The sequence below is a fragment of the Bordetella sp. BOR01 genome (genome assembly GCF_019218885.1).
Classification (GTDB): domain Bacteria; phylum Pseudomonadota; class Gammaproteobacteria; order Burkholderiales; family Burkholderiaceae_B; genus Bordetella_A.
In genome coordinates this window covers 1-19,947 of sequence record NZ_JAHUWT010000001.1, presented here as the reverse complement: position 1 = coordinate 19,947, position 19,947 = coordinate 1, and the positions used below count along the sequence as shown (strand labels likewise).

General features: G+C 65.8%; 16 protein-coding genes, 1 rRNA gene and 1 other RNA gene. 2 read left to right on the top strand and 16 right to left on the bottom strand.

Annotated elements, in window-relative coordinates; genetic code table 11:
• Nucleotides 1-2 precede the first annotated feature (2 nt).
• The 12 genes from KW845_RS00090 to rnpB all read right to left on the bottom strand — a co-directional run bounded on the left by KW845_RS00090 (nucleotide 3) and on the right by rnpB (nucleotide 14,391).
• Entirely contained in the window at nucleotides 3-983 is a 981-nt protein-coding gene (locus KW845_RS00090) for a D-alanine--D-alanine ligase (RefSeq protein ID WP_218367168.1), read from the bottom strand.
• Nucleotides 980-2,386 (bottom strand): UDP-N-acetylmuramate--L-alanine ligase, encoded by a 1,407-nt coding sequence (gene murC, locus KW845_RS00085; RefSeq protein ID WP_218367167.1) that lies wholly within the window; start codon nucleotides 2,384-2,386, stop codon nucleotides 980-982. The genes KW845_RS00090 and murC overlap by 4 nt, the downstream gene beginning before the upstream one ends.
• Nucleotides 2,383-3,456 carry an undecaprenyldiphospho-muramoylpentapeptide beta-N-acetylglucosaminyltransferase gene (murG, locus tag KW845_RS00080; protein ID WP_218367166.1) on the bottom strand — a complete coding sequence of 358 codons (1,074 nt, stop codon included), beginning with the start codon at nucleotides 3,454-3,456 and terminating at the stop codon, nucleotides 2,383-2,385. Before murG ends, murC begins: the two co-directional genes overlap by 4 nt.
• Nucleotides 3,453-4,646, bottom strand: a complete 1,194-nt coding sequence (gene ftsW / locus KW845_RS00075; RefSeq protein ID WP_218367165.1) for a putative lipid II flippase FtsW — start codon at nucleotides 4,644-4,646, stop codon at nucleotides 3,453-3,455. The genes murG and ftsW overlap by 4 nt, the downstream gene beginning before the upstream one ends.
• Complete coding sequence (gene murD, locus KW845_RS00070) at nucleotides 4,646-6,175, bottom strand: UDP-N-acetylmuramoyl-L-alanine--D-glutamate ligase (protein ID WP_218367164.1); 1,530 nt, start codon at nucleotides 6,173-6,175, stop codon at nucleotides 4,646-4,648. The genes ftsW and murD overlap by 1 nt, the downstream gene beginning before the upstream one ends.
• On the bottom strand, nucleotides 6,172-7,341 hold the full coding sequence (gene mraY / locus KW845_RS00065; protein ID WP_218367163.1) for a phospho-N-acetylmuramoyl-pentapeptide-transferase: 1,170 nt from the start codon (nucleotides 7,339-7,341) through the stop codon (nucleotides 6,172-6,174). The genes murD and mraY overlap by 4 nt, the downstream gene beginning before the upstream one ends.
• Complete coding sequence (gene murF, locus KW845_RS00060) at nucleotides 7,331-10,162, bottom strand: bifunctional UDP-N-acetylmuramoyl-L-alanyl-D-glutamate--2,6-diaminopimelate ligase MurE/UDP-N-acetylmuramoyl-tripeptide--D-alanyl-D-alanine ligase MurF (protein ID WP_218367162.1); 2,832 nt, start codon at nucleotides 10,160-10,162, stop codon at nucleotides 7,331-7,333. The genes mraY and murF overlap by 11 nt, the downstream gene beginning before the upstream one ends.
• Nucleotides 10,159-11,889: a penicillin-binding protein 2 gene (locus KW845_RS00055; RefSeq protein WP_218367161.1), complete on the bottom strand. Its 1,731-nt coding sequence runs from the start codon at nucleotides 11,887-11,889 to the stop codon at nucleotides 10,159-10,161. The genes murF and KW845_RS00055 overlap by 4 nt, the downstream gene beginning before the upstream one ends.
• Nucleotides 11,886-12,176, bottom strand: coding sequence for a cell division protein FtsL (ftsL, locus tag KW845_RS00050; RefSeq protein WP_218367160.1), 291 nt, complete (start codon nucleotides 12,174-12,176; stop codon nucleotides 11,886-11,888). Before ftsL ends, KW845_RS00055 begins: the two co-directional genes overlap by 4 nt.
• Nucleotides 12,176-13,267 carry a 16S rRNA (cytosine(1402)-N(4))-methyltransferase RsmH gene (rsmH, locus tag KW845_RS00045; RefSeq protein WP_218367159.1) on the bottom strand — a complete coding sequence of 364 codons (1,092 nt, stop codon included), beginning with the start codon at nucleotides 13,265-13,267 and terminating at the stop codon, nucleotides 12,176-12,178. The genes ftsL and rsmH overlap by 1 nt, the downstream gene beginning before the upstream one ends.
• Nucleotides 13,268-13,275: 8 nt before the next feature.
• Entirely contained in the window at nucleotides 13,276-13,704 is a 429-nt protein-coding gene (mraZ, locus tag KW845_RS00040) for a division/cell wall cluster transcriptional repressor MraZ (RefSeq protein WP_218368551.1), read from the bottom strand.
• 271 nt (nucleotides 13,705-13,975) lie between these two features.
• An RNA gene (rnpB, locus tag KW845_RS00035) (RNase P RNA component class A) lies at nucleotides 13,976-14,391 on the bottom strand.
• An 80-nt stretch (nucleotides 14,392-14,471) separates the two neighbouring features.
• Between rnpB and KW845_RS00030 the strand changes: the two genes are divergently transcribed.
• On the top strand, nucleotides 14,472-16,286 hold the full coding sequence (locus KW845_RS00030) for an ATP-binding cassette domain-containing protein (protein ID WP_218367158.1): 1,815 nt from the start codon (nucleotides 14,472-14,474) through the stop codon (nucleotides 16,284-16,286).
• A gap of 70 nt (nucleotides 16,287-16,356) precedes the next feature.
• Here the strand turns inward: KW845_RS00030 and pyrC are convergent, their stop codons facing one another.
• On the bottom strand, nucleotides 16,357-17,418 hold the full coding sequence (gene pyrC / locus KW845_RS00025) for a dihydroorotase (protein ID WP_218367157.1): 1,062 nt from the start codon (nucleotides 17,416-17,418) through the stop codon (nucleotides 16,357-16,359).
• Between the two features lie 19 nt (nucleotides 17,419-17,437).
• Complete coding sequence (locus KW845_RS00020) at nucleotides 17,438-18,631, bottom strand: M20 aminoacylase family protein (protein ID WP_218367156.1); 1,194 nt, start codon at nucleotides 18,629-18,631, stop codon at nucleotides 17,438-17,440.
• A gap of 146 nt (nucleotides 18,632-18,777) precedes the next feature.
• Between KW845_RS00020 and KW845_RS00015 the strand changes: the two genes are divergently transcribed.
• Entirely contained in the window at nucleotides 18,778-19,056 is a 279-nt protein-coding gene (locus tag KW845_RS00015) for an SWIB/MDM2 domain-containing protein (protein ID WP_006217453.1), read from the top strand.
• A gap of 213 nt (nucleotides 19,057-19,269) precedes the next feature.
• Here KW845_RS00015 and KW845_RS00010 read toward each other — a convergent pair whose 3' ends face one another.
• Nucleotides 19,270-19,635: a hypothetical protein gene (locus KW845_RS00010; RefSeq protein WP_218367155.1), complete on the bottom strand. Its 366-nt coding sequence runs from the start codon at nucleotides 19,633-19,635 to the stop codon at nucleotides 19,270-19,272.
• Nucleotides 19,636-19,844: 209 nt separating this feature from the next.
• Nucleotides 19,845-19,947: ribosomal RNA gene (gene rrf, locus KW845_RS00005) — 5S ribosomal RNA — on the bottom strand; the annotation flags it as partial.

Sequence of the window (19,947 nt, the reverse complement as noted above, 5' to 3'; positions counted from 1 at the left end):
GGTCAAGAGTTGCGGGCGGGGCTGTGCACTTTGCAGGCAGCCTCGGACAAAATGGATACACACAGTTCGGCATAGCTCATGCCGACTGCCTTGGCCGCCATCGGCACCAGCGAATGGCCGGTCATGCCGGGCGATGTATTGGCCTCCAGCAGCCAGGGCTGGTTGGCGGCGTCCAGCATGAAATCGATACGGCCCCAACCCGCGCAGTCGAGCGCGCGGTAGGCGCGCTCTGCCAGGTCGGCCACCTGCAGGGCCACCGCATCAGGCAGATCGGCCGGGCAGAAATATTGGGTGTCGTCCGAGAAGTACTTGTGCTCGTAGTCGTAATTGCCGCCGGGTGCCACGATCTCGATCACTGGCAGCGCGCGCGCCGAGCGACCCGAACCCAGCACGGCCACGGTGAGTTCGCGTCCGGCGATGAACTGCTCGGCCAGGACCTCGTCATCGAACTTCGCGGCCTGCGCATAGCCTTCCTTCATGTCGGAATAGCCAACCACCTTGGTGATGCCGACGGTGGAGCCTTCGTGCGGCGGCTTCAGGATCAGCGGCAACCCCAACCGGTCGGGCACGGTGCGCAACTCGGCCTGCGCGTCGAGCACCTCGAAAGCCGGGGTGGGCAAGCCATGCTGCAACCACACGCGCTTGGTCATGGTCTTGTCCATGGCCAGGCTGGACGCCATCGGGCCGCTGCCGGTATAGGGCAGGCCCAGCAATTCCAGCGCACCCTGCAGGGTGCCGTCTTCGCCGTAACGGCCATGCAGGGCAATGAACACGCGGTCGAAGCCGGCCGTGGCCAAATCGGCCAGCGTGCGCTCGCCGGTATCGAAAAGATGCGCGTCGACGCCCGCCGACAGCAATGCCTGGTGCACGCCCTGGCCCGACATCAACGAGACTTCGCGCTCGGCCGAACGGCCGCCGTACAGAACGCCCACTTTGCCGAACGCTTTCACATCGGGGCCGGGCTGCGTCACGGATTGATTCATGCCAGTTCTCCTACCAGGCCGGGTACCTTGCTGATCGATCCGGCACCCATCACCACCACCACGTCGCCGTCGCGCACGAAATCCAGCACGGCGCGCGGCAAGTCGGCCACGTCGTCCACGAATACAGGTTCGATCCGGCCGGCCACCCGCAGGGCCCGCGACAGTGCGCGGCCGTCGGCTGCCACCAGAGGTGCCTCGCCGGCCGAATAGACCTCGGTCAGCAGCACGGCGTCGGCCCCGCCCAGCACGCGGACGAAATCTTCAAAACAATCCCGCGTGCGGGTATAGCGGTGCGGCTGGAAAGCCAGCACGATGCGCCGCTCGGGCCAGGCGCCGCGAGCGGCCGCCAGGGTGGCGGCCATCTCTACGGGATGGTGGCCGTAGTCGTCGATCAGGGTGAACGTGCCGCCACCATGCGCGGCCGGCACGGCGAATTCGCCGGTCTGCGTAAAGCGCCGGCCCACGCCCTTGAACGAAGCCAGGGCCTGGCTGATGGCATCGTCGGGCACGCCCAGCTCGGTGGCAACGGCCACCGCCGCCAGCGCGTTGCGCACGTTGTGCAGGCCCGGCAGGTTCAGCTCGACAGCCAGGGGCGGCAGTGTCGTGGTGCGATCTTTGCGCTGCACCGTGAAGCGCATGCGGGTGCCGTCGGCCTGTACATCCTCGCCGCGCACCTGTGCATCGGGACTCAAGCCATAGGTGGTAATGGGCCGCGACACGAATGGCATGATCTCGCGCACATTGGCATCGTCGGCGCACAGCACCGCGCTGCCGTAGAACGGCAGGCGCTGGGTAAATTCGATGAAGGCGCTTTTCAGGCGCGCCACATCATGGCCATAGGTGTCCATGTGATCGGCGTCGATGTTGGTCACGATCGCCATCACCGGCAGCAGGTTCAGGAACGAGGCATCCGACTCGTCGGCCTCGACCACGATGTATTCGCCCTGGCCCAGCCGCGCATTGGCGCCGGCCGAGTTCAAGCGGCCACCAATCACGAACGTGGGGTCCAGCCCGCCAGCCGCCAGCACACTGGCCACCAGGCTGGTGGTGGTGGTCTTGCCATGCGTGCCGGCCACTGCGATGCCGCGCTTCAGGCGCATCAGCTCGGCCAGCATGATGGCGCGCGGCACCACCGGAATGCCGGCCGCCCGCGCGGCGATGACTTCGGGGTTGTCACCCGCCACGGCCGTCGAGGTCACGATGGCGCCGGCGCCGGCCACGTTGGCGGCGGTATGGCCCACGGCCACGTGTGCACCCAAGCTGGCCAGGCGGCGGGTCACGGCCGATTCCTGCAAGTCGGACCCGCTGACGGTGTAGCCCAGGTTGAGCAGTACCTCGGCAATGCCGCTCATGCCCGAGCCGCCGATACCGACGAAATGAATATGCTGGATTCTGTGTTTCATGATGAGCGCCTCGCTGCCTGTTCGCAGACATCGGCGATATGGGCCGCAGCCTGCGGACGCGCCCGTTGGCGCGCCCGTTCGGCCACGGCCAGAAGTTCGGGGCGGGTGCGCTGGCGCAGCCAATCGGCCAGCCACTCGGCAGTCAGGTCCGCTTGCGGACACAGCCAGGCAGCCTGTGCATCGCTCAGGAAGCGCGCATTGGCCGTCTGATGGTCGTCGACGGCGTGCGGGAATGGCACGAACAGCGCAGCCACGCCGGCCGCCGCCACTTCAGCCACCGTCATGGCACCGGCGCGGCACACCAGCAGGTCGGCCTGGGCCATGGCCGCCGCCATGTCGTCGATAAAATCGCGGCAATCGGCCTGTACGCCAGCCTGGGCGTAGGCATCGCGCAAGGACTGCAGATGCTGTTCGCCGGCCTGGTGCGTGATATGCGGCCGCGCCTGCGGCTCGATCAGGGCCAGGGCACGCGGCAGCGTGGCGTTCAGTGCCTGCGCACCCAGGCTGCCGCCCACGACCAGCATGCACAGCGGTCCGCCGCGCCCTGCATAGCGGGCCGCCGGTTCGGGCAGCGTGCATACGTCGTTGCGCACGGGGTTGCCCAGCACTTCCCCGCGCGGCAAAACGTTCGGAAAACCGCTGAGCACCCGGCGCGCCAGGCGGGCCAGCCAACGATTGGCGGTGCCGGCCACGGCATTCTGCTCGTGCACCACCAGCGGCAGGCCGCGCACGGCAGCCATCACGCCGCCCGGGAAAGCCACATAGCCGCCCATGCCCAGCACCACGTCCGGCCGTACTTGCGACAGATGGCGCCAGGCCTGCACGCAGGCACGCAGCAACAAGAACGGCAACTTCAGGATGGCGGCCGCGCCACGGCCGCGCACACCCTGGAAGTACAGGGGTACCAGGTCGATGCCGCGCGGCGGCACCAGCCGGCCTTCCATCTTGTCGGGATTGCCCAGCCAAAGCACGCGCCAGCCTCGCTCGCGCAGCACGTCAGCCACCGCCAGGCCCGGCATGATGTGCCCGCCCGTGCCGCCAGCCATGATAAGGACGGTGCGCGTATTCATGTGCGCCCTCCCCGCATCATGATGCGGTTCTCGATGTCCACGCGCAGCATCAGCGCCAGCCCGCACAGATTCATCACGATGCCCGATCCGCCGTAGCTCATCAGCGGCAGCGTCAGCCCCTTGGTGGGCAGCAGGCCCAGGCATACGCCCATATTGATGAACGCCTGCACGCCGAACCAGATCGCCACGCCGTGCGCGACCAGGCCGGCGAAAGTACGTTCCATGGCGATGGCCTGGCGGCCAATGTCGAAGCCGCGCTGGATCAAGACCACGAACAGCACGATCACCAGCGCCACCCCGGCGAAACCCAGTTCTTCGCCCACCACGGCCATCAGGAAGTCGGTATGCGCCTCGGGCAGATAATGCAGCTTCTCGACGCTGGCGCCCAGGCCCACGCCCAGCCATTCACCGCGTCCCAGCGCAATCAACGAATGCGACAACTGATAGGCGCTGCCATACGCATTGGCATCGTTCCAGGGATCCAGGTACGCGAACAGGCGCGCACGACGCCACGGCGACAGCCAAATCAGCGCCAGGAATGTGCCCCCCAGCACAGCCAGCAGGCTGCTGAAATACTTGCCGTTGATACCGCCCAGGAACAGGATGCCCACGGCGATGGCAACGATCACGATGAACGCACCCAGGTCGGGCTCGAGCAGCAACAGCATGCCCACCCCGCCCAGGGCGCAGGCCATCGGCAGGAAGCCGCGCGAAAAAGCCTGCATGTGCTCTTGCTTGCGCACCGTGTAGTCGGCCGCATACAGCAAGGCAGCCAGCTTCATCAATTCAGAGGGCTGGAAACTCACCGGGCCCAGCGGAATCCAACGATGCGCGCCATTGACTTCACGGCCGATGCCGGGAATGAGCACCAGCACCAGCAAGGCCAGCGAGACCATGAAGCCCGGCATCGCCAGGCGCTGCCAGACCCGGATGGGCACTGCCACGACCACCGCGCCAGCCATCAGCCCGGCGCACAGGAACAAGCCGTGGCGCAAGATAAAGTAATAGCGCCCGTATGATGCATAGCGCGGGCCATCGGCCAAGGCGATCGAGGCCGAATACACCATCAACAGCCCCAGCAGCAACAGCGTCGTCGTGCACAGCACCAGCGGCGCATCGTAGTTGCGCATGCGGGTGCGCCCGGGGCGCACGGCGTTGACACTGGCGGTCAGGTCGGCGAACAGGCTCATTACACCTCTCCCCGGTCGCGGGCCAGGTCTTCGACCTCTTCCGCGAACACCGCGCCGCGATGCGGGTAGTTGCGGAACATGTCCATGCTGGCGCATGCCGGCGACAGCAGCACGGCATCGCCGGGCTGCGCCAGTTCGGCGCCGCGCCGTACGGCATCGCGCATGTCTTGTGCGGCCACGCAAGGCACGCCGGTGTCGGCCAGCATGCGCCCTATCTCGGGACCATCGGTGCCGATCAGCACCACCGCGCGCGCATGGCGCGCCACGACTGGCGCCAACGGCGAAAAATCCTGCCCCTTGCCCAGGCCGCCGGCAATCAGCACGACCGGCTGGCCCAGCCCTTCCAGGGCGGCCACCGTGGCACCCACATTGGTGCCCTTGCTGTCGTTGATGTAATCGACCCCGCCTATGCTACGCACGAACGCGGCTCGATGGGGCTCGCCCGTGTATTCGCGCAAGGCGCGCAGCAAGGGGCCCCAGCCGATATTCAATACCCGTGCCAGTTGCAGTGCCGCCAGGGCATTCAGGCCGTTGTGCTGGCCCCGGATGCGCAGCGCATCCAGGGGCATCAGGCGACTGACGCGCCCGGCGCCGCGGCGCGGCGGCGGCGCATCTTTCTTGCGACGCACCGGCGGTGCGGGCTCATCGAAATCGTTGGGTTCGCAAGCCACCAGCCACGCCATGCCCTGACCCGGTTCCAGGCCCATGTCGCCGACCAGGCCCGGCATGTCGCGGCCGAAACTGCGCACATCCATGGCCGCCAGCGTGTCGACCATGGCGGTCACGCGCGGATCGTCGCGATTGACAATAGCGACACGCGCCAGCTTCAACAGGCGCGCCTTGGCCTGGGCATAGGCATCCATGCCGCCGTGCCAATCAAGGTGGTCCTGCGTCACATTGAGCACCGTGGCGGCATCGGCCGCCAGGCTGCGAGTCGTCTCGAGCTGAAAGCTGGACAGCTCCAGCACCCATACCTGCGGCAGATCGCCGGCCTCCAGCGCGTCGATCAGCGCAGCCAACGCGGCCGGACCGATATTACCGGCGGCACGCACCGTCAGGCCACCGGCCTCGACCAGTTGGCGCGTCAGCGCCGTGACCGTGGTCTTGCCGTTGGTACCGGTCACGGCCAGCAAACGCGGGCGATAGTCGCGCGCCTCGGCCAGTTCGGCCAGGGCTCGGGCGAACAGCTCGATCTCGCCCACGACTTCGATACCATGTTCGACGGCCTGCTCCAGCAGCGCGCGGGCCGGTTCCTGACCGGGCGCCAGCCCGGGGCTCAGTACCAATTGCGACACGCCATCGAGCAAGGCCGGGTCGAAGACGTCGCCGCAGCCCAGGCGGTAATCAACCTGCGCATCGCCCAGTGCGGCGCGCAAGGCAGCCAGCCCACCCGGTTCGGCCCGCGTATCGGCTACGCGCAGCGCCGCACCCTGCCGGGCGCACCAGCGCGCGGCAGCCACACCCGTCTCGCCCAACCCAAGGATCAGGACAAGCGGCGCGTCGGCGCGGAAGGGCTCGGGGCTGTTCATCGCAACTTCAAAGTGGAAAGGCCGATCAACACCAGCATCATGCTGATGATCCAGAAACGCACGACGACCTGGGTTTCTTTCCAGCCGCCGACTTCAAAATGGTGGTGCAACGGCGCCATGCGGAAAATGCGCCGTCCTTGCCCGTACTTGCGCTTGGTATATTTGAACCAGGTGACCTGCATCATCACCGACAGCGTCTCGACCACGAACACGCCGCCCATGATGAACAGCACGATCTCTTGCCGCACGATCACCGCGATAGTGCCCAGCGCGCCACCCAGCGCCAGCGCCCCGACGTCGCCCATGAATACCTGGGCCGGATAGGCGTTGAACCACAGGAATGCCAGGCCCGCGCCGGCAATGGCGGCGCACAGCACCATCAGTTCGGCGGCCCCCGGTATATACGGGAACAGCAAATACTTGGAATAGTCGACCCGGCCCACCACGTAGGCAAAAATGCCCAGGGCGCTGCCCACCATCACGGTAGGCATGATGGCCAGGCCGTCCAGGCCGTCGGTCAGGTTCACCGCGTTGCTGGTGCCCACGATGACCGCCCAGGTCAAGGCCACGAAACCCAGCACGCCCAGCGGATAGCTGACCGACTTGAAGAACGGCACGATCAGGTCGGCACGGGTCGGCAACGGCATGGCGAAGCCGCTGCTGACCCAGGCCTTGAACAAGGGCCACAGTTCGGTATTGGCCGGGGCCGAGACCGCAAAGGCCAGGTACACCGCGGCCACCAGGCCGATGGTGGCTTGCCAGAAGAATTTCTGCCGCGCCGGCATGCCTTCGGGATCGCGATGGACCACCTTGCGGTAGTCGTCCATCCAGCCGATCCAGCCGAAGCCGAAGGTCACCAGCAACACCACCCACACGAAACGGTTGGTCCAGTCGGCCCACAACAGCGTGCTGATGGCGACCGCGATCAGGATCAACGCACCGCCCATGGTGGGCGTGCCGGTCTTGACCAGGTGCGACTCGGGCCCGTAGGCACGCACGGCCTGGCCGATCTTCATCTCGGTCAGCTTGCGAATCACGCGCGGGCCGGCTACCAGGCCGATCAGCAGTGCGGTGGCGCAGGCCAGCACAGCCCGCATGGTGATGTATTCCAGCACGCCAATCGCGCGCACGTCATCGGAGAGCCAGCGGGCGATTTCAAGCAGCATGCTGATCTCCCTGGCGCTCGGCCGCGGTCTTGTTATTGTTGGTCGCCAGCACCTTCACTACCCGCTCCATGCGCATAAAGCGCGAACCTTTCACCAATATGCTGGCCGGTCGCGTGCTGCGCAGCGCCGCCACGATCTCGTCCACCGATTCGCACGCCTGCGCGCCCGACCCGAACGCGGCTACCGCGTCGCGGCCGGCATCGCCCAGGGTGTACAACGCATCGATGCCATGCTGGCGGGCGTACTCTCCGACCTCGCGGTGCATCGCCGGGCCGTTGTCGCCGACCTCGCCCATGTCGCCCAACACCAGGGCTCGCGGCGCCGGCAGTTGCGCCAGCACGTCTACCGCAACGCGTACCGAATCCGGGTTGGCGTTGTAGGTGTCGTCGATCAATATCGTGCCGTCGTCCAGGGCCTTGCGCTGCATGCGCCCAGCCACGGCGCTGAACGCAGCCAACGCGCGCACGGCGCTTGCCAGCGGCGCACCAGCGGCCAGCGCCGCGGCAATGGCCGCCAGCGCATTGCGCAGGTTGTGCACGCCCGGAACCGGCAACACCAGGTCGGCGCTGCCGGCCGGCGTCACCACCCGGCAACGCGTATCCTGCGGCGTAGCCTCGATATTCTCGGCGTAGACATCCAGCCCGGGTTGCAATCCGAATCGCAGTACGCGGCGCGCGCCGGCCTGGACTTCCCAGATCCCGCAGTGGGGATCATCGCCAGGAAACACGGCGACGCCGTCTTGCGGCAAGGCTTCAATAGTGGCGCCGTTCTCTTGCGCCACGGCCTCGACCGAATGCATGAATTCCTGGTGTTCACGCTGCGCATTGGTAATCAGGGCCACGGACGGGGCCGCCAAGGCCGCCAGCACCGCGATTTCCCCCGGATGATTCATGCCCAGCTCGAACACAGCGGCGCGGTGCTGCGCACGCAGGCGCAGTAGCGTCAGCGGCACTCCAATGTCATTATTGAAATTGCCCGCCGTAGCCAGGCGGCCTGCCTCGCCCTGCCAATCGGCCAGGATCGCGGCGATCATTTCTTTCGTGGTGGTCTTGCCGTTGCTGCCCGCCACACCGATGACCGGCAGCGCAAACCGGGCCCGCCACGCCGCGCCGATGCGCTGCAGCGCCTGTCCCGTATCGCCCAGCACCAGTTGCGGCGGCGAGGCCCCGTCCACCGGGCGCGCCACCACCGCGGCGCACGCACCCGCGGCCTCGGCTTGCGCCAGGTAATCATGGCCATCGAACTGCTCGCCAGCCAGCGCCAGGAAGACTTCGTTGGCGCCAATACGTCGGGAATCGGTGGACAACGCGCCGGCGTGCGGCAGCAGCAAGGCCAGGCGCGCCCACTCGCGGTCGTCGAACGGCAGCTTGACCCCGCCGATCTCCTGGTAGGTTTCATGCCCCTTGCCGGCCAGCAGCACAACGTCGTCCGGATCGGCCGCCCAGATCGTCTGCATGATGGCGCGTGCGCGATCGGGTTCGACGTACAGGCGTGCTCCGCGCGGAATACCCGGCAAAATCTGCGCGATGATGGCGGCCGGATCCTCGCCGCGCGGGTTGTCGCTGGACACAGTGACCTTGTCGGCCAGATCGGCTGCAATACGGCCCATTTCCGGCCGCTTGCCCGCATCGCGTTCACCGCCGCAGCCAAACAGGCATACCAGGCGTCCGCCGCGCGCGTCGGCCACCGGTCGCAGCGCCGTCAAGGCGCGCACCAGCGAATCGGGCGTATGAGAATAATCCACCACGACCAGCGGGCCACGGCCGGCCGAGGTCAGGGCACGCAGCGGCAGCGGCACGACCACCTGCAAGCGGCCATCGACCGGCCGGGTGGCCGCCAGCGCGCGGGCAAGCTGGGCCAGCGGCCAGCCCAGCTTGTACAGCACGCCCGCCACCAGCAGCAGGTTGGACACGTTGTGGCGGCCCAGCAGCGAAGTCACGATCTGCGCCTCGCCATCGGGCGAAGTCAGGGTGAATACCTGGCCGTGCGCGGTGGCCTGCAGATCGCGCGCCTGGAAGGCCGCGGGAATATCTTGCTGGGTATAGCTCAGCGCCAGCTCGCGCGGCAATGCCCGCAACAGGCGCTCGCCGGCCGCATCGTCGGCATTGATGACCGCCGCAGCCAGCCCGGGCCAGTGGAACAACCTGGCCTTGGCCTGCTCGTAGCGTTCCATCGAGCCGTGGTAGTCGAGATGGTCGCGCGTCAAGTTGGTAAAGCCGGCCACGCCTATGCGTACGCCGTCCAGCCGGCCCTGCTCCACCCCGATCGACGAAGCCTCCAGGGCCACCGCCTGGGCGCCGGCGGCACGCATGGCAGCCAGGATGCGATGTACGCTCAGCACGTCCGGCGTGGTCAGGTTGCCGCCCAACGAACTGCCGTCGGGCAGCAGCGCACCCAGGGTGCCGATGCTGCCGCACGGTTTGCCGGCGTCGGTCAATGCCTGCGCCACCCATTGAACGCATGAGGTCTTGCCATTGGTGCCGGTAATGGCCACGACGCTCAAGGCGGCCGAAGGCTGCCCGTACCAGTCGTCGGCCAGTTCGCCGAGCAGGGCACGCAAATCGGGCACGGCATGCACGCGCGCGTCGTCGCCCACGCCGGCCGGCACCGGCGCCTGGCACAGCACGGCTGCCGCGCCGCGGGCGAACGCCTGGCCAATATAAGAACGCCCGTCGGCAGAGCCGCCGGAGCAGGCTACGAACACATCACCCGAGGCCACTTCGCGCGAGTCCAGGCGCAACTGCGCGCCTGCCGCAACGCGCGCGCGCAGCCAGGCCAGCGCCTCGACGGTTGCGGGGGCCAAGGGTAGGATCGCGCTCATCGCGCCGGCTCCTTTACGCCTGCCACGATGGTCGACTCGAACGGCGCATCGGGCTGCACGCCCATCATGCGCAAGCTGCCGCCCACAATGGTCGAGAACAGCGGCGCGGCGATGGCGCCGCCGTAGTAGCCGCCCACCTTGGGCTCGTCGATGGTCACGGCCACCACGATGCGCGGGTTGGACACCGGCGCAAACCCGACGAACGAGCTGCGATAGCGCTGCATGCTGTACTTGCCATCGACGATCTTGCGCGCCGTGCCACTCTTGCCGGCTACCCGATAGCCCTGCACTTGCGCCGCCTTGGCACCATCCGGACCAGCGGCGGCCTCGAGCATGGTGCGCACCAATTGGGCCACCTTGGGGTTGTAAACCTTGACGCTGGTCGGATCGCTGTCGCGCTTGATCAGCGTGGGCGACACCATGTCGCCGTCGCGGGCGAACACGGTATAGGCACGCGCCACCTGCAGCAGCGAAACGGACAGCCCGTAGCCATAGGCCATGGTTGCTTTTTCGATCAGGCGCCAGCGGTCCCAGGGGCGCAGGCGCCCCGGCGCGGCGCCGGGGAAACCCAATTGCGGCGCACGGCCAAAGCCCAGTTCGGTAAAGCGTTCCCACATCTCGCGCGACTCGAGTTTTTCCGAGATCAGCGTCATGCCGATATTGCTGGAACGGCGCAGCACGCCGCCCACCGTCAGCGTACCGTTGCGGCTGACGTCATGAATGGTGCTGCCCTGATAGCGGAAGGCGCCATTGCCGGTCTCGAACTGCGTGCTCATGTTGATGCGGCCCAGGTCCAGCGCCAGCGCGGCGGTGAAGGGCTTCATGATCGAGCCGGGTTCGAACGTATCGGTAATGGCGCGGTTGCGCAGATTGGGCGTGTGAAAAGTTTCGCGGCGATTCGGGTCGAACGTGGGCAGGCTGGCCAGCGCCAGGATCTCTCCGGTGCGCACATCCATGATGATGGCGCTGGCCGCACCAGCCTGGTGGCGCTGCATGGCTTCGTTCAGTTCGCGATATACCAGGTACTGCAGCCGTGTATCGATCGACAGGTTCAGATCGCGGCCATTGACCGGCGAGGTCACGGCCTGGACGTCCTCGATGACGCGACCCAACCGGTCCTTGATCACGCGGCGGCTGCCGGGCGTACCCGACAGCAGGTCATCGAACGTCAGTTCGACCCCTTCCTGGCCCTTGTCTTCGACGCTGGTGAAACCCACCAGATGCGCGGTGACCTCCCCGTCGGGGTAATAGCGCCGCGTCTCGGGCTGCTGGTGAATACCGGGCACGTCCAGCTTCTTGATCTGGTCGGCCACCTCCATGGGCACCTGGCGCTTCAGGTACACGAAGTTGCGATCCTCGTCGGCCAGCCGGCCGCGCAGGTCGGCCACCGAGGTCTCCAGCAACTTGGCCAGATCGGCCAGTTGCGCACCGGTGGCGGGCTTGACGTCTTCGGGAATGGCCCAGATGGCGCGCGCCGGCACGCTGGATGCCAGCACCACGCCGTTGCGATCCAGGATCTTGCCCCGGGTGGCCGCCAGCGTCAGGGTGCGTTCGTAACGGCGCTCGCCCTGCTGCTGCAGGAATTCGGTCGACAGCCCCTGCAGATACAAGGCACGGCCGGCCAGCACGGCAAAACCGCCGAACAGCATCACCAACACCAGGCGGGCCCGCCACGTGGGCAGTTGCCCGCGCAGTACGGGGTTGTCGAAGAACGGCACGCGCTTCATTGCGCGCCTCCGGTGGCCGGCACGGGCGCCTGGTTCACATACAGCGTGCGATCCGGCACGATGGGGATCATCTTCAGATCCTGGCGTGCCGCGTGGTCGACGCGAGCGTTGCGCGCCAGTTCGGCGCGCTCGAGCTGCAAGCGGCGCCAGTCGGTGTCCAGCGTGCGCGCCTGGGCGTTGCTGCGATCCAATTCAATAAACAATTGACGTGACTGATACCGGCTGGTCACCAGCGAAATCGCCGACAACATGAGCAAGGTAGCCAGGAACAGGCTCACGCGTCCCATTAGTGCGGCCTCCGCTTGGCACCGCGCCGCACAGGCGCAGCTTCGCCCGGTACGCGCATCGCGGGCACGAATCGCGCCGCACTGTCAGTATCCAGCGGCGTCGCGGTGCGTTCGGCCACCCGCAACACGGCCGATCGGGCCCGCGCATTGCCGGCAATCTCGTCATCGTCGGCCTGCACACGCCCCAGGGAACGTACCAGTGGCTGCGGCAACTCGCTTTCGCGCAGGGGCAGGCGCGCATGCGCGGCAGCCGGCCTGGCCGCCGCCGCGATGCACTGCTTGACCATGCGGTCTTCAAGCGAATGAAAGCTGATCACCGCCAACCTCCCCCCCGGGGCAAGCAGCTCTAAAGCTGACGCGAGGGCGCGCGCGAGCTCTTCGAGCTCCCGATTGATGTAAATCCGTAGAGCCTGAAAGGTGCGTGTGGCCGGATGCTGCCCCTTTTCGCGCGTGCGGACGGCGCTGGCGACGCACTCGGCAAGCTCGAGCGTGGTGCGCAGCGGCCGTGTTGCGCGGCGAGCAGCAATCGCCTTTGCAACCTGAAAAGCAAACCGTTCTTCGCCATAATCTGCTATGACCTCCCGCATCTCATCCACGCTGGCTTGCGCCAGCCAATCCGCAACCGTGGGGCCGCGGGTCGTATCCATTCGCATGTCGAGCGGGCCTTCGCGCATGAACGAAAAACCCCGCCCGGCATCATCCAACTGAGGGGAAGACACCCCCAGGTCCAGCATCACGCCATCGATTGCCTCGATGCCGCGCGCCGCCAACTCTTCGCGCATGGTGGCAAACCCCTCATGCACGACCGTCACCCGGGTGTCGCGTGCGGCCAGTTCGGTGGCCACCGCAATCGCCTGGGGATCCTTGTCGAACACCACCAACCGCGCCTCGCGCCCCAGCCGCCCCAGCAGCTCGCGGCTGTGGCCGCCGCGCCCGAAGGTGCCATCGACGAACACACCTCGCTGCGCCCGCGCGTCGGCCTGCGCACCATCCTGCCCAGCCGACCGTGCCGCGCCCTTGCCGCCGAAACCGGCCAGCAGCAACGCATCCACCGTCGGCTCCAGCAGCACGGGCCGATGCTCGAATTCCATACTCGGTTTCAGAACGAAAACTGGTTCAACACGTCCGGCATTCCCTGTGCCAAGTCTTCCGCCTCGCGGCGGGCCAGGGAAGCGGCATCCCAGAGCTCGAAGTGCGCGCCCATACCGAGCAGCATCACATCGCGCGTCATACCGGAAGCGTTGCGCAGTTCAGGCGCGATGAGCACACGACCAGAACCGTCGAGCTCGACGTCCTGGGCATTGCCCAGCAGCAACCGCTGGAGCGCGCGCGCCGACATGGGAAAGGCGGCGATCTGCTCGCGCTTCTTTTCCCACTCTTGCCGCGGGTACACCAACAGGCAGCCGTCAGGGTGGCGGGTCAGGGTCAGCCGACCTTCGGCTTGCGCGCTCAGCGCGTCACGATGCCGGGTCGGAATCGAGATCCGTCCCTTGGCATCGAGCGTCAGCGCGCTGCTTCCCTGAAACACCACATTCACCCCACTTAATTGCACAAATTCCTACTTTTTCCCACTCTACGGTAATGGGCAAACGGGGTCAAGCGCGTGGTTGCAATTTTTTCAATCACAACAAGGACTTAGAGCACTTCCGCGATTTCGAAAAATAAAAACCCCCTGATAAATCAGGGGGTTGCGGTAACAATTAAAAGTCCTTCTTCAGAAGTGGCCCGTATCGGCAGCCCTTTCATTGTTTTACGTTCGGTCTTGCCGTGGCAAGACCGGCCATAAGGCCCGGATTCAGTTGCAAGACAGGTCTATAGGCCGGATTCTGTACGCCGGGTCGCCCCGGCGGGCAATCATTCCTCTGCGCGGGCCATTGCTGGACCGCTGTAGCCACCTACCCGCATGCTCGGGCGAGCCGCCCTTTGGGCCCGAAAGCCGCACGCATGCCTATTTGGTGTTGCTCCGGGTAGAGGTTGCCGCGTTTCACCCTGCGATGCCGCCGCCCGTTACCGGACCGCGCGGCACGGAGATGGCCGTGCCGGTGCGCGCTTGGCACGCCCGCTTCGCAGACTCGTCTCTGTGGCCCTGTTCCTCGGCCCCGCCTGCAGGCAAGCCTGCCGGCAGGACCGGACGGCCGTTAGCCGCTACCCCGCCCTATGGAGTCCGGACCTTCCTCGATGGATTCGCATCCGCCGCGATTGCCCGACCTGTCTTGCGCTGCCATTTTAGTACACCCGGCGGGCAGCACGCTTCCTGCGACAATATGGGTTGCACCGCATCAGGCATTCTCATTCATGGCTTCGGCAACTCTCATTACGCTCACCAGCGTTCAACTGGCCTATGGCCACCACGCGCTGCTCGATCACGCAGACTTCACCATCCAGGCCGGCGAGCGCATCGGCCTGATCGGCCGCAATGGCGCGGGCAAGTCCTCTCTGCTGCGCCTGCTCGACGGCCGGACCCAGCCCGACGACGGCGACCTGGCGCGCCTGTCGGGCTTGCGCGTCGCCACGGTCGAACAGGAACCCGTGCTGGACGACACCCTTACCGTGTTCGACGTCGTCCACGCCATCGACGGCGACCACGAAGACTGGCAACGGCCTGCACGGGTGCACGCCGCCCTGGAACGGCTGGGGCTGCCGGCCGACGCCGAGGTTGCCGGCCTGTCCGGCGGCATGCGCAAGCGGGTGGCGCTGGCGCGCGCGCTGGTCGACGAACCCGACCTTCTGTTGCTCGACGAACCGACCAACCACCTGGACTTCGACGGCATCGCCTGGCTGGAAGATCTGCTGCGCAACTGGAAAGGCGCCGCCGTCATCATCACCCACGACCGCCGCTTCCTCGACGCAGTAACCACGCGCATTGTCGAACTCGACCGCGGCCACCTGCTCAGCTTCCCGGGCAACTTTTCGCAATGGCAAGAGCGTAAAGCACAGTGGCTGGAATCCGAACGCCTGGAACAAGAACGCTTCGACAAGCTGCTGGCCCAGGAAGAAGTCTGGATCCGCAAAGGCGTCGAGGCGCGCCGCACTCGCAACGAGGGCCGGGTACGCCGGCTGGAACAGCTACGCGTCGAACGCGCAGAGCGCCGCGAGCGCATGGGCAACGTCAACCTGGCCCTGGCCCAGGGCCAACGGTCTGGCAAGCTGGTGGCCGAATTGAAGCATGTCGACAAGGCGTTCGGCGACAAGATCGTGGTACGCGACTACAGTACGACGATCCTGCGCGGCGACCGCATCGGCATCGTCGGACCCAACGGCGCAGGCAAGACCACGCTGCTCAAGCTCATTCTGGGCGAACTCTCGCCCGACAACGGATCGACGCGGCTGGGCACCAATGTGGCCGTCGCCTACTTCGACCAGATGCGGGCGCAGCTCGACGAAAACGCCACACTGGCCGACGTGATCAGCCCGGGCAGCGAATGGGTGGAAATCGGCGGAGCGCGCAAGCACGTCATGAGCTACCTGGGCGATTTCCTGTTTTCACCGGCGCGGGCCGGCTCGCCGGTCAGCAGCCTGTCGGGCGGCGAACGCGCACGCCTGTTGCTGGCGCGCCTGTTCGCGCGACCCGCCAATATCCTGGTGCTGGACGAACCCACCAACGACCTGGATATCGAAACCCTGGAGCTGCTGGAAGAATTGCTGCAGGAATACGCCGGCACGGTACTGCTGGTCAGCCACGACCGCGCCTTCCTGAACAACGTCGTCACCCAAACGATCGCCAGCGAGGGCGAAGGCCATTGGCGCGACTACGTGGGCGGCTACGACGAATGGGTTGCCCAACGCCCGGCTGCCCGCCAGGCCGCCAAACCGGCGCGCGCCGCGGCCGACGATGCCCCCGCCCCGGCACCCTCGCCTCGGGCACGTCCGGCCCGCGCCGCCAGGCTCAGCGCCTGGGACTTGCGCGAACTCGAAGGCCTGCCCGAGGCCATTGCCGACATCGAAGCGCGCCAGGCCGCACTATCGGCGCAACTCGCCGACGGCAGCCTGTATCGCGACGCTCCAGCTGAAGTCGAGCGCATCAATAAAGAACTGGCCGGGCTGGAAACCGAGCTGGAAGAAAAGTTCGCGCGCTGGGAATTGCTCGAGGCACGGCGCACAGACGCCTGAAGCGCCGGCAGCGCAAGCCCGTCTGATACCTTTAACCGCCGGCCACCCTTGCGGATGGCCGGCACGCACCCTACACGGCGCGCCAGTCCAGCGATTCCCCGGCTGCCAACGGTACCAGCGAGGTGTCGCCGAACGGCACTTCGTCGGGAATCTGGTAGGGTTCGCGCTGCAGCGTCAAGGTGCCCGTGTTGCGCGGCAGGCCATAGAAGTCGGGGCCATGGAAGCTGGCGAAAGCCTCCAGCCGGTCCAGCCGGCCCGCTCGTTCAAAAGCAGTTGCGTACAGCTCCATGGCATGCAGCGCGGTATAGCAGCCGGCGCAGCCGCAGGCGTGCTCTTTCAGGCCACGGGCATGGGGCGCGCTGTCGGTGCCCAGGAAAAAACGCGGGTTGCCACTGATGGCCGCTTCGACCAACGCCTGCCGGTGCACTTCGCGCTTCAAGATGGGCAGGCAATACCAGTGCGGACGCACGCCGCCCAGGAAAATCGCATTGCGGTTGTATAGCATGTGCTGGGGCGTGATCGTGGCAGCGATCGGACCTTCGGCATCCCGCACGTAGTCGGCGCCATCCTTGGTGGTAATGTGCTCGAACACGACCTTCAGGCCGGGATACGCCCGGCGCAGCGGCTGCATGACCCGATCGATGAACACCGCCTCGCGATCGAATACGTCGATCCCGGGGTCCGTGACTTCGCCGTGCACCAGCAATGGCATGCCGCAGCGCTCCAGGGCCTGCAAGGCCTTGCCACACTTGCCCAGCAAGTCGGTCACGCCGGCATCAGAATTGGTGGTGGCCCCCGCCGGATACAGCTTCACGGCAAACACCTGGCCCGACTCATGTGCACGCGCGATTTCGTCTGCGGGAGTATTGTCGGTCAGGTAAAGCGTCATCAGGGGCGTGAACGCGGCAACCCCCTCATGCGGGCGCAGGGCCGCTTCGATGCGTTGCCGGTAGGCCAGGGCCTGCTCGGTGCTCGTCACCGGCGGACGCAGATTGGGCATGATGATGGCGCGCGCGAACTGGCGCGCGGTGTCGGCCACCACTGCCTGCAACGCTGCACCATCGCGCAGGTGCAAATGCCAGTCGTCGGGGCGGGTAATGATAAGTTGCGAAGGGTTTTGAGCAGAGGACATGAACAGGAACAATGGCGGTTTATTCTGCCAGGGGCATGCCGCGCTCGGCCAGCGCGCAGAACATCGCACTGCCCAGTGGGATCACGGCATCGTTGAAATCGAAACGCGAATTATGCAACACGCAGCCAGACTCGGCTCCGCCCTGGCCCAGACGGAAATACGCACCAGGCCGGGCTTGCAGCATGAACGAGAAATCTTCCGAGCCCATTGACGGTACCAGGTCGCGCACCACGTTTTCTTTGCCGACCATATCCGTGGCAATGTCGGCCACCAGGTTCGCGTGCTGGGGCGTGTTCAGCGTGGCGGGATAGATGCGCTGGTACTCGATCTCGGCGGTTGCGCCAAAGCCGCCGGCCACCGCACCCACCAGTTCGCGCATGCGCGTCTCGACCATTTCCTGCACCGACTTGCGAAATGTACGCACCGTGCCCACCATTTTGGCTTCGCGCGGTATCACGCTCATTGCGCCGGGATGGCCGGCCTGTAGCGAACCAATGGACAGCACGGCCGAATCCAGCGGATTCACATTGCGAGACACGATGGTCTGCAACGCGGTAATCACGTGCCCCGCGATCGTGACGGGATCGATGGTCTGGTAAGGATGCGCGCCATGGCCGCCGCGACCGGTAATGGTCACCTCGAAGCGATCGGCCGCCGCCATCATGGGGCCGGGGTTGATGCCAACGGTGCCGGGCTTGAGTCCTGGCCAATTGTGCAGGGCATAAATGGCATCGCACGGGAAAGTGTCGAACAGCCCATCTTCCAACATCGCCTTGGCGCCGCCGCGCCCCTCTTCGGCGGGTTGGAATATCAACACTGCGGTGCCATCGAAATTGCGCGTCTGCGCCAAATACCGTGCCGCCCCGATCAAGATGGCGGTATGGCCGTCATGCCCGCAACCATGCATCAGTCCTGGCTTGCTCGACTTGTAGCCGAAATTGTTATCCTCGGTCATGGGCAGCGCGTCCATGTCGGCGCGCAGGCCGATCATGCGGCCGCTGTCGCGGCCACGGCCGCGGATCACGCCAACCACACCCGTCTTCCCGATACCGCGATGCACCTCCAGCCCCAGGGCCTCCAGCGCGCCGGCAACAATGCCCGAGGTGCGCACCTCTTCGAAGCCCAGCTCAGGATGAGCGTGCAAATCGCGGCGCAAAGCCGTCAATTCGTCATGAAAAAGCCGGATCGATTCCAGCGCAGATCTCGCGTACATGTGACGTTACACACCTTGATATGGGGGTGTCGAAGTCCCCATTTTAGTTGCTACAGAGCATAAATGCCTTTGTCTTTGCCGGGGAGACAAGTTATGCTCCGGCCGCAGGACAATTTTTCCAACAGCCAGAGAAGGAGCGCCGCATTATGGCTACAACCTCCAAACCCGCGACCGCACGCAAGCCGAACGCCGCATTCATGAAGCCCCTGACCCCCAGTGCCGAGCTGGCCGCTGTCATCGGTTCCGAGGCCGTGCCGCGCACCGAGGTCACCAAGAAGATCTGGGAATACATCAAAAAGCACAACCTGCAAGACGCCAGCAACAAGCGCAACATCAACGCCGATGCCAAGCTGCGTCCGATCTTTGGCAAAGATCAAGTCACGATGTTCGAACTGACCAAGCTGGTCAACGCCCACCTGAAGTAAGCAGGCAAAGGGCGTACCCGGTACGTCCCTGCCATACTTGGCCGTCCGGCGTATACGCCTTCGGTTGTGCAGGCCTTATCTGGCCCGCCCCTTTTCAGAATCGCCTTGCCGCGCAAGCTTGGCCCCAACGGGGGCCAGCCTTCCGTCAAGTCGGCGCCAAAGTAAAAACGGCTGACCTCTTGGTCAGCCGTTTTTATTTGATGGCACTGCCCCTCAGGCGTACGGGGTGGGCGCGGCACCCTCCAACAAGGCCAGCCAGCCCTTGATCAGGCGGTACAGCACCCACACCACGGTGGCCGCCAAGCCTATCCAGCCGATGAAGACCAGCGTGGCAATGGCACTGATGGCCAACCACAGCAAGGCCCACCAAAAGGTGCGCAGCAGCCAGTCGAAATGGGCGGCGTACATCGTGCCGGCGGTATCCGCGCGCTTCACGTACATCAGTACCACTGCAGCCAGCGTTGCGATGCCAAGAAAGCCGCCTGTCAGAAAACCCAGGGCGTACAGGCCATAGGCCACATGGGTCAGCGTGCGCAAATCGGGCGAAGTGCTGGGCTGAGGAATCTGGGGATCGCTCACGATAACCGCTCCATCGAATAGATTTAGGGAATCTTACCGCACAAAGACGCCTGTTCGGGGGTGAGAGGCAATCCCCCTGCAAGGGTGTGGCGGGGTCGCGACGCCGGCGACTTTAGAGCGATGGACAGCGATGCAGGAACGTGGGTCATTCGTAGCGCCGCAAAGACAAAACCCCAGCACACTTCGTGCTGGGGTTTTGGGGCATAAGAGCCTGACGATGACCTACTTTCACAGACGGGAAGTCCACTATCATCGGCGCGAAGGCGTTTCACTGTCCTGTTCGGGATGGGAAGGAGTGGGTCCACCTTGCTA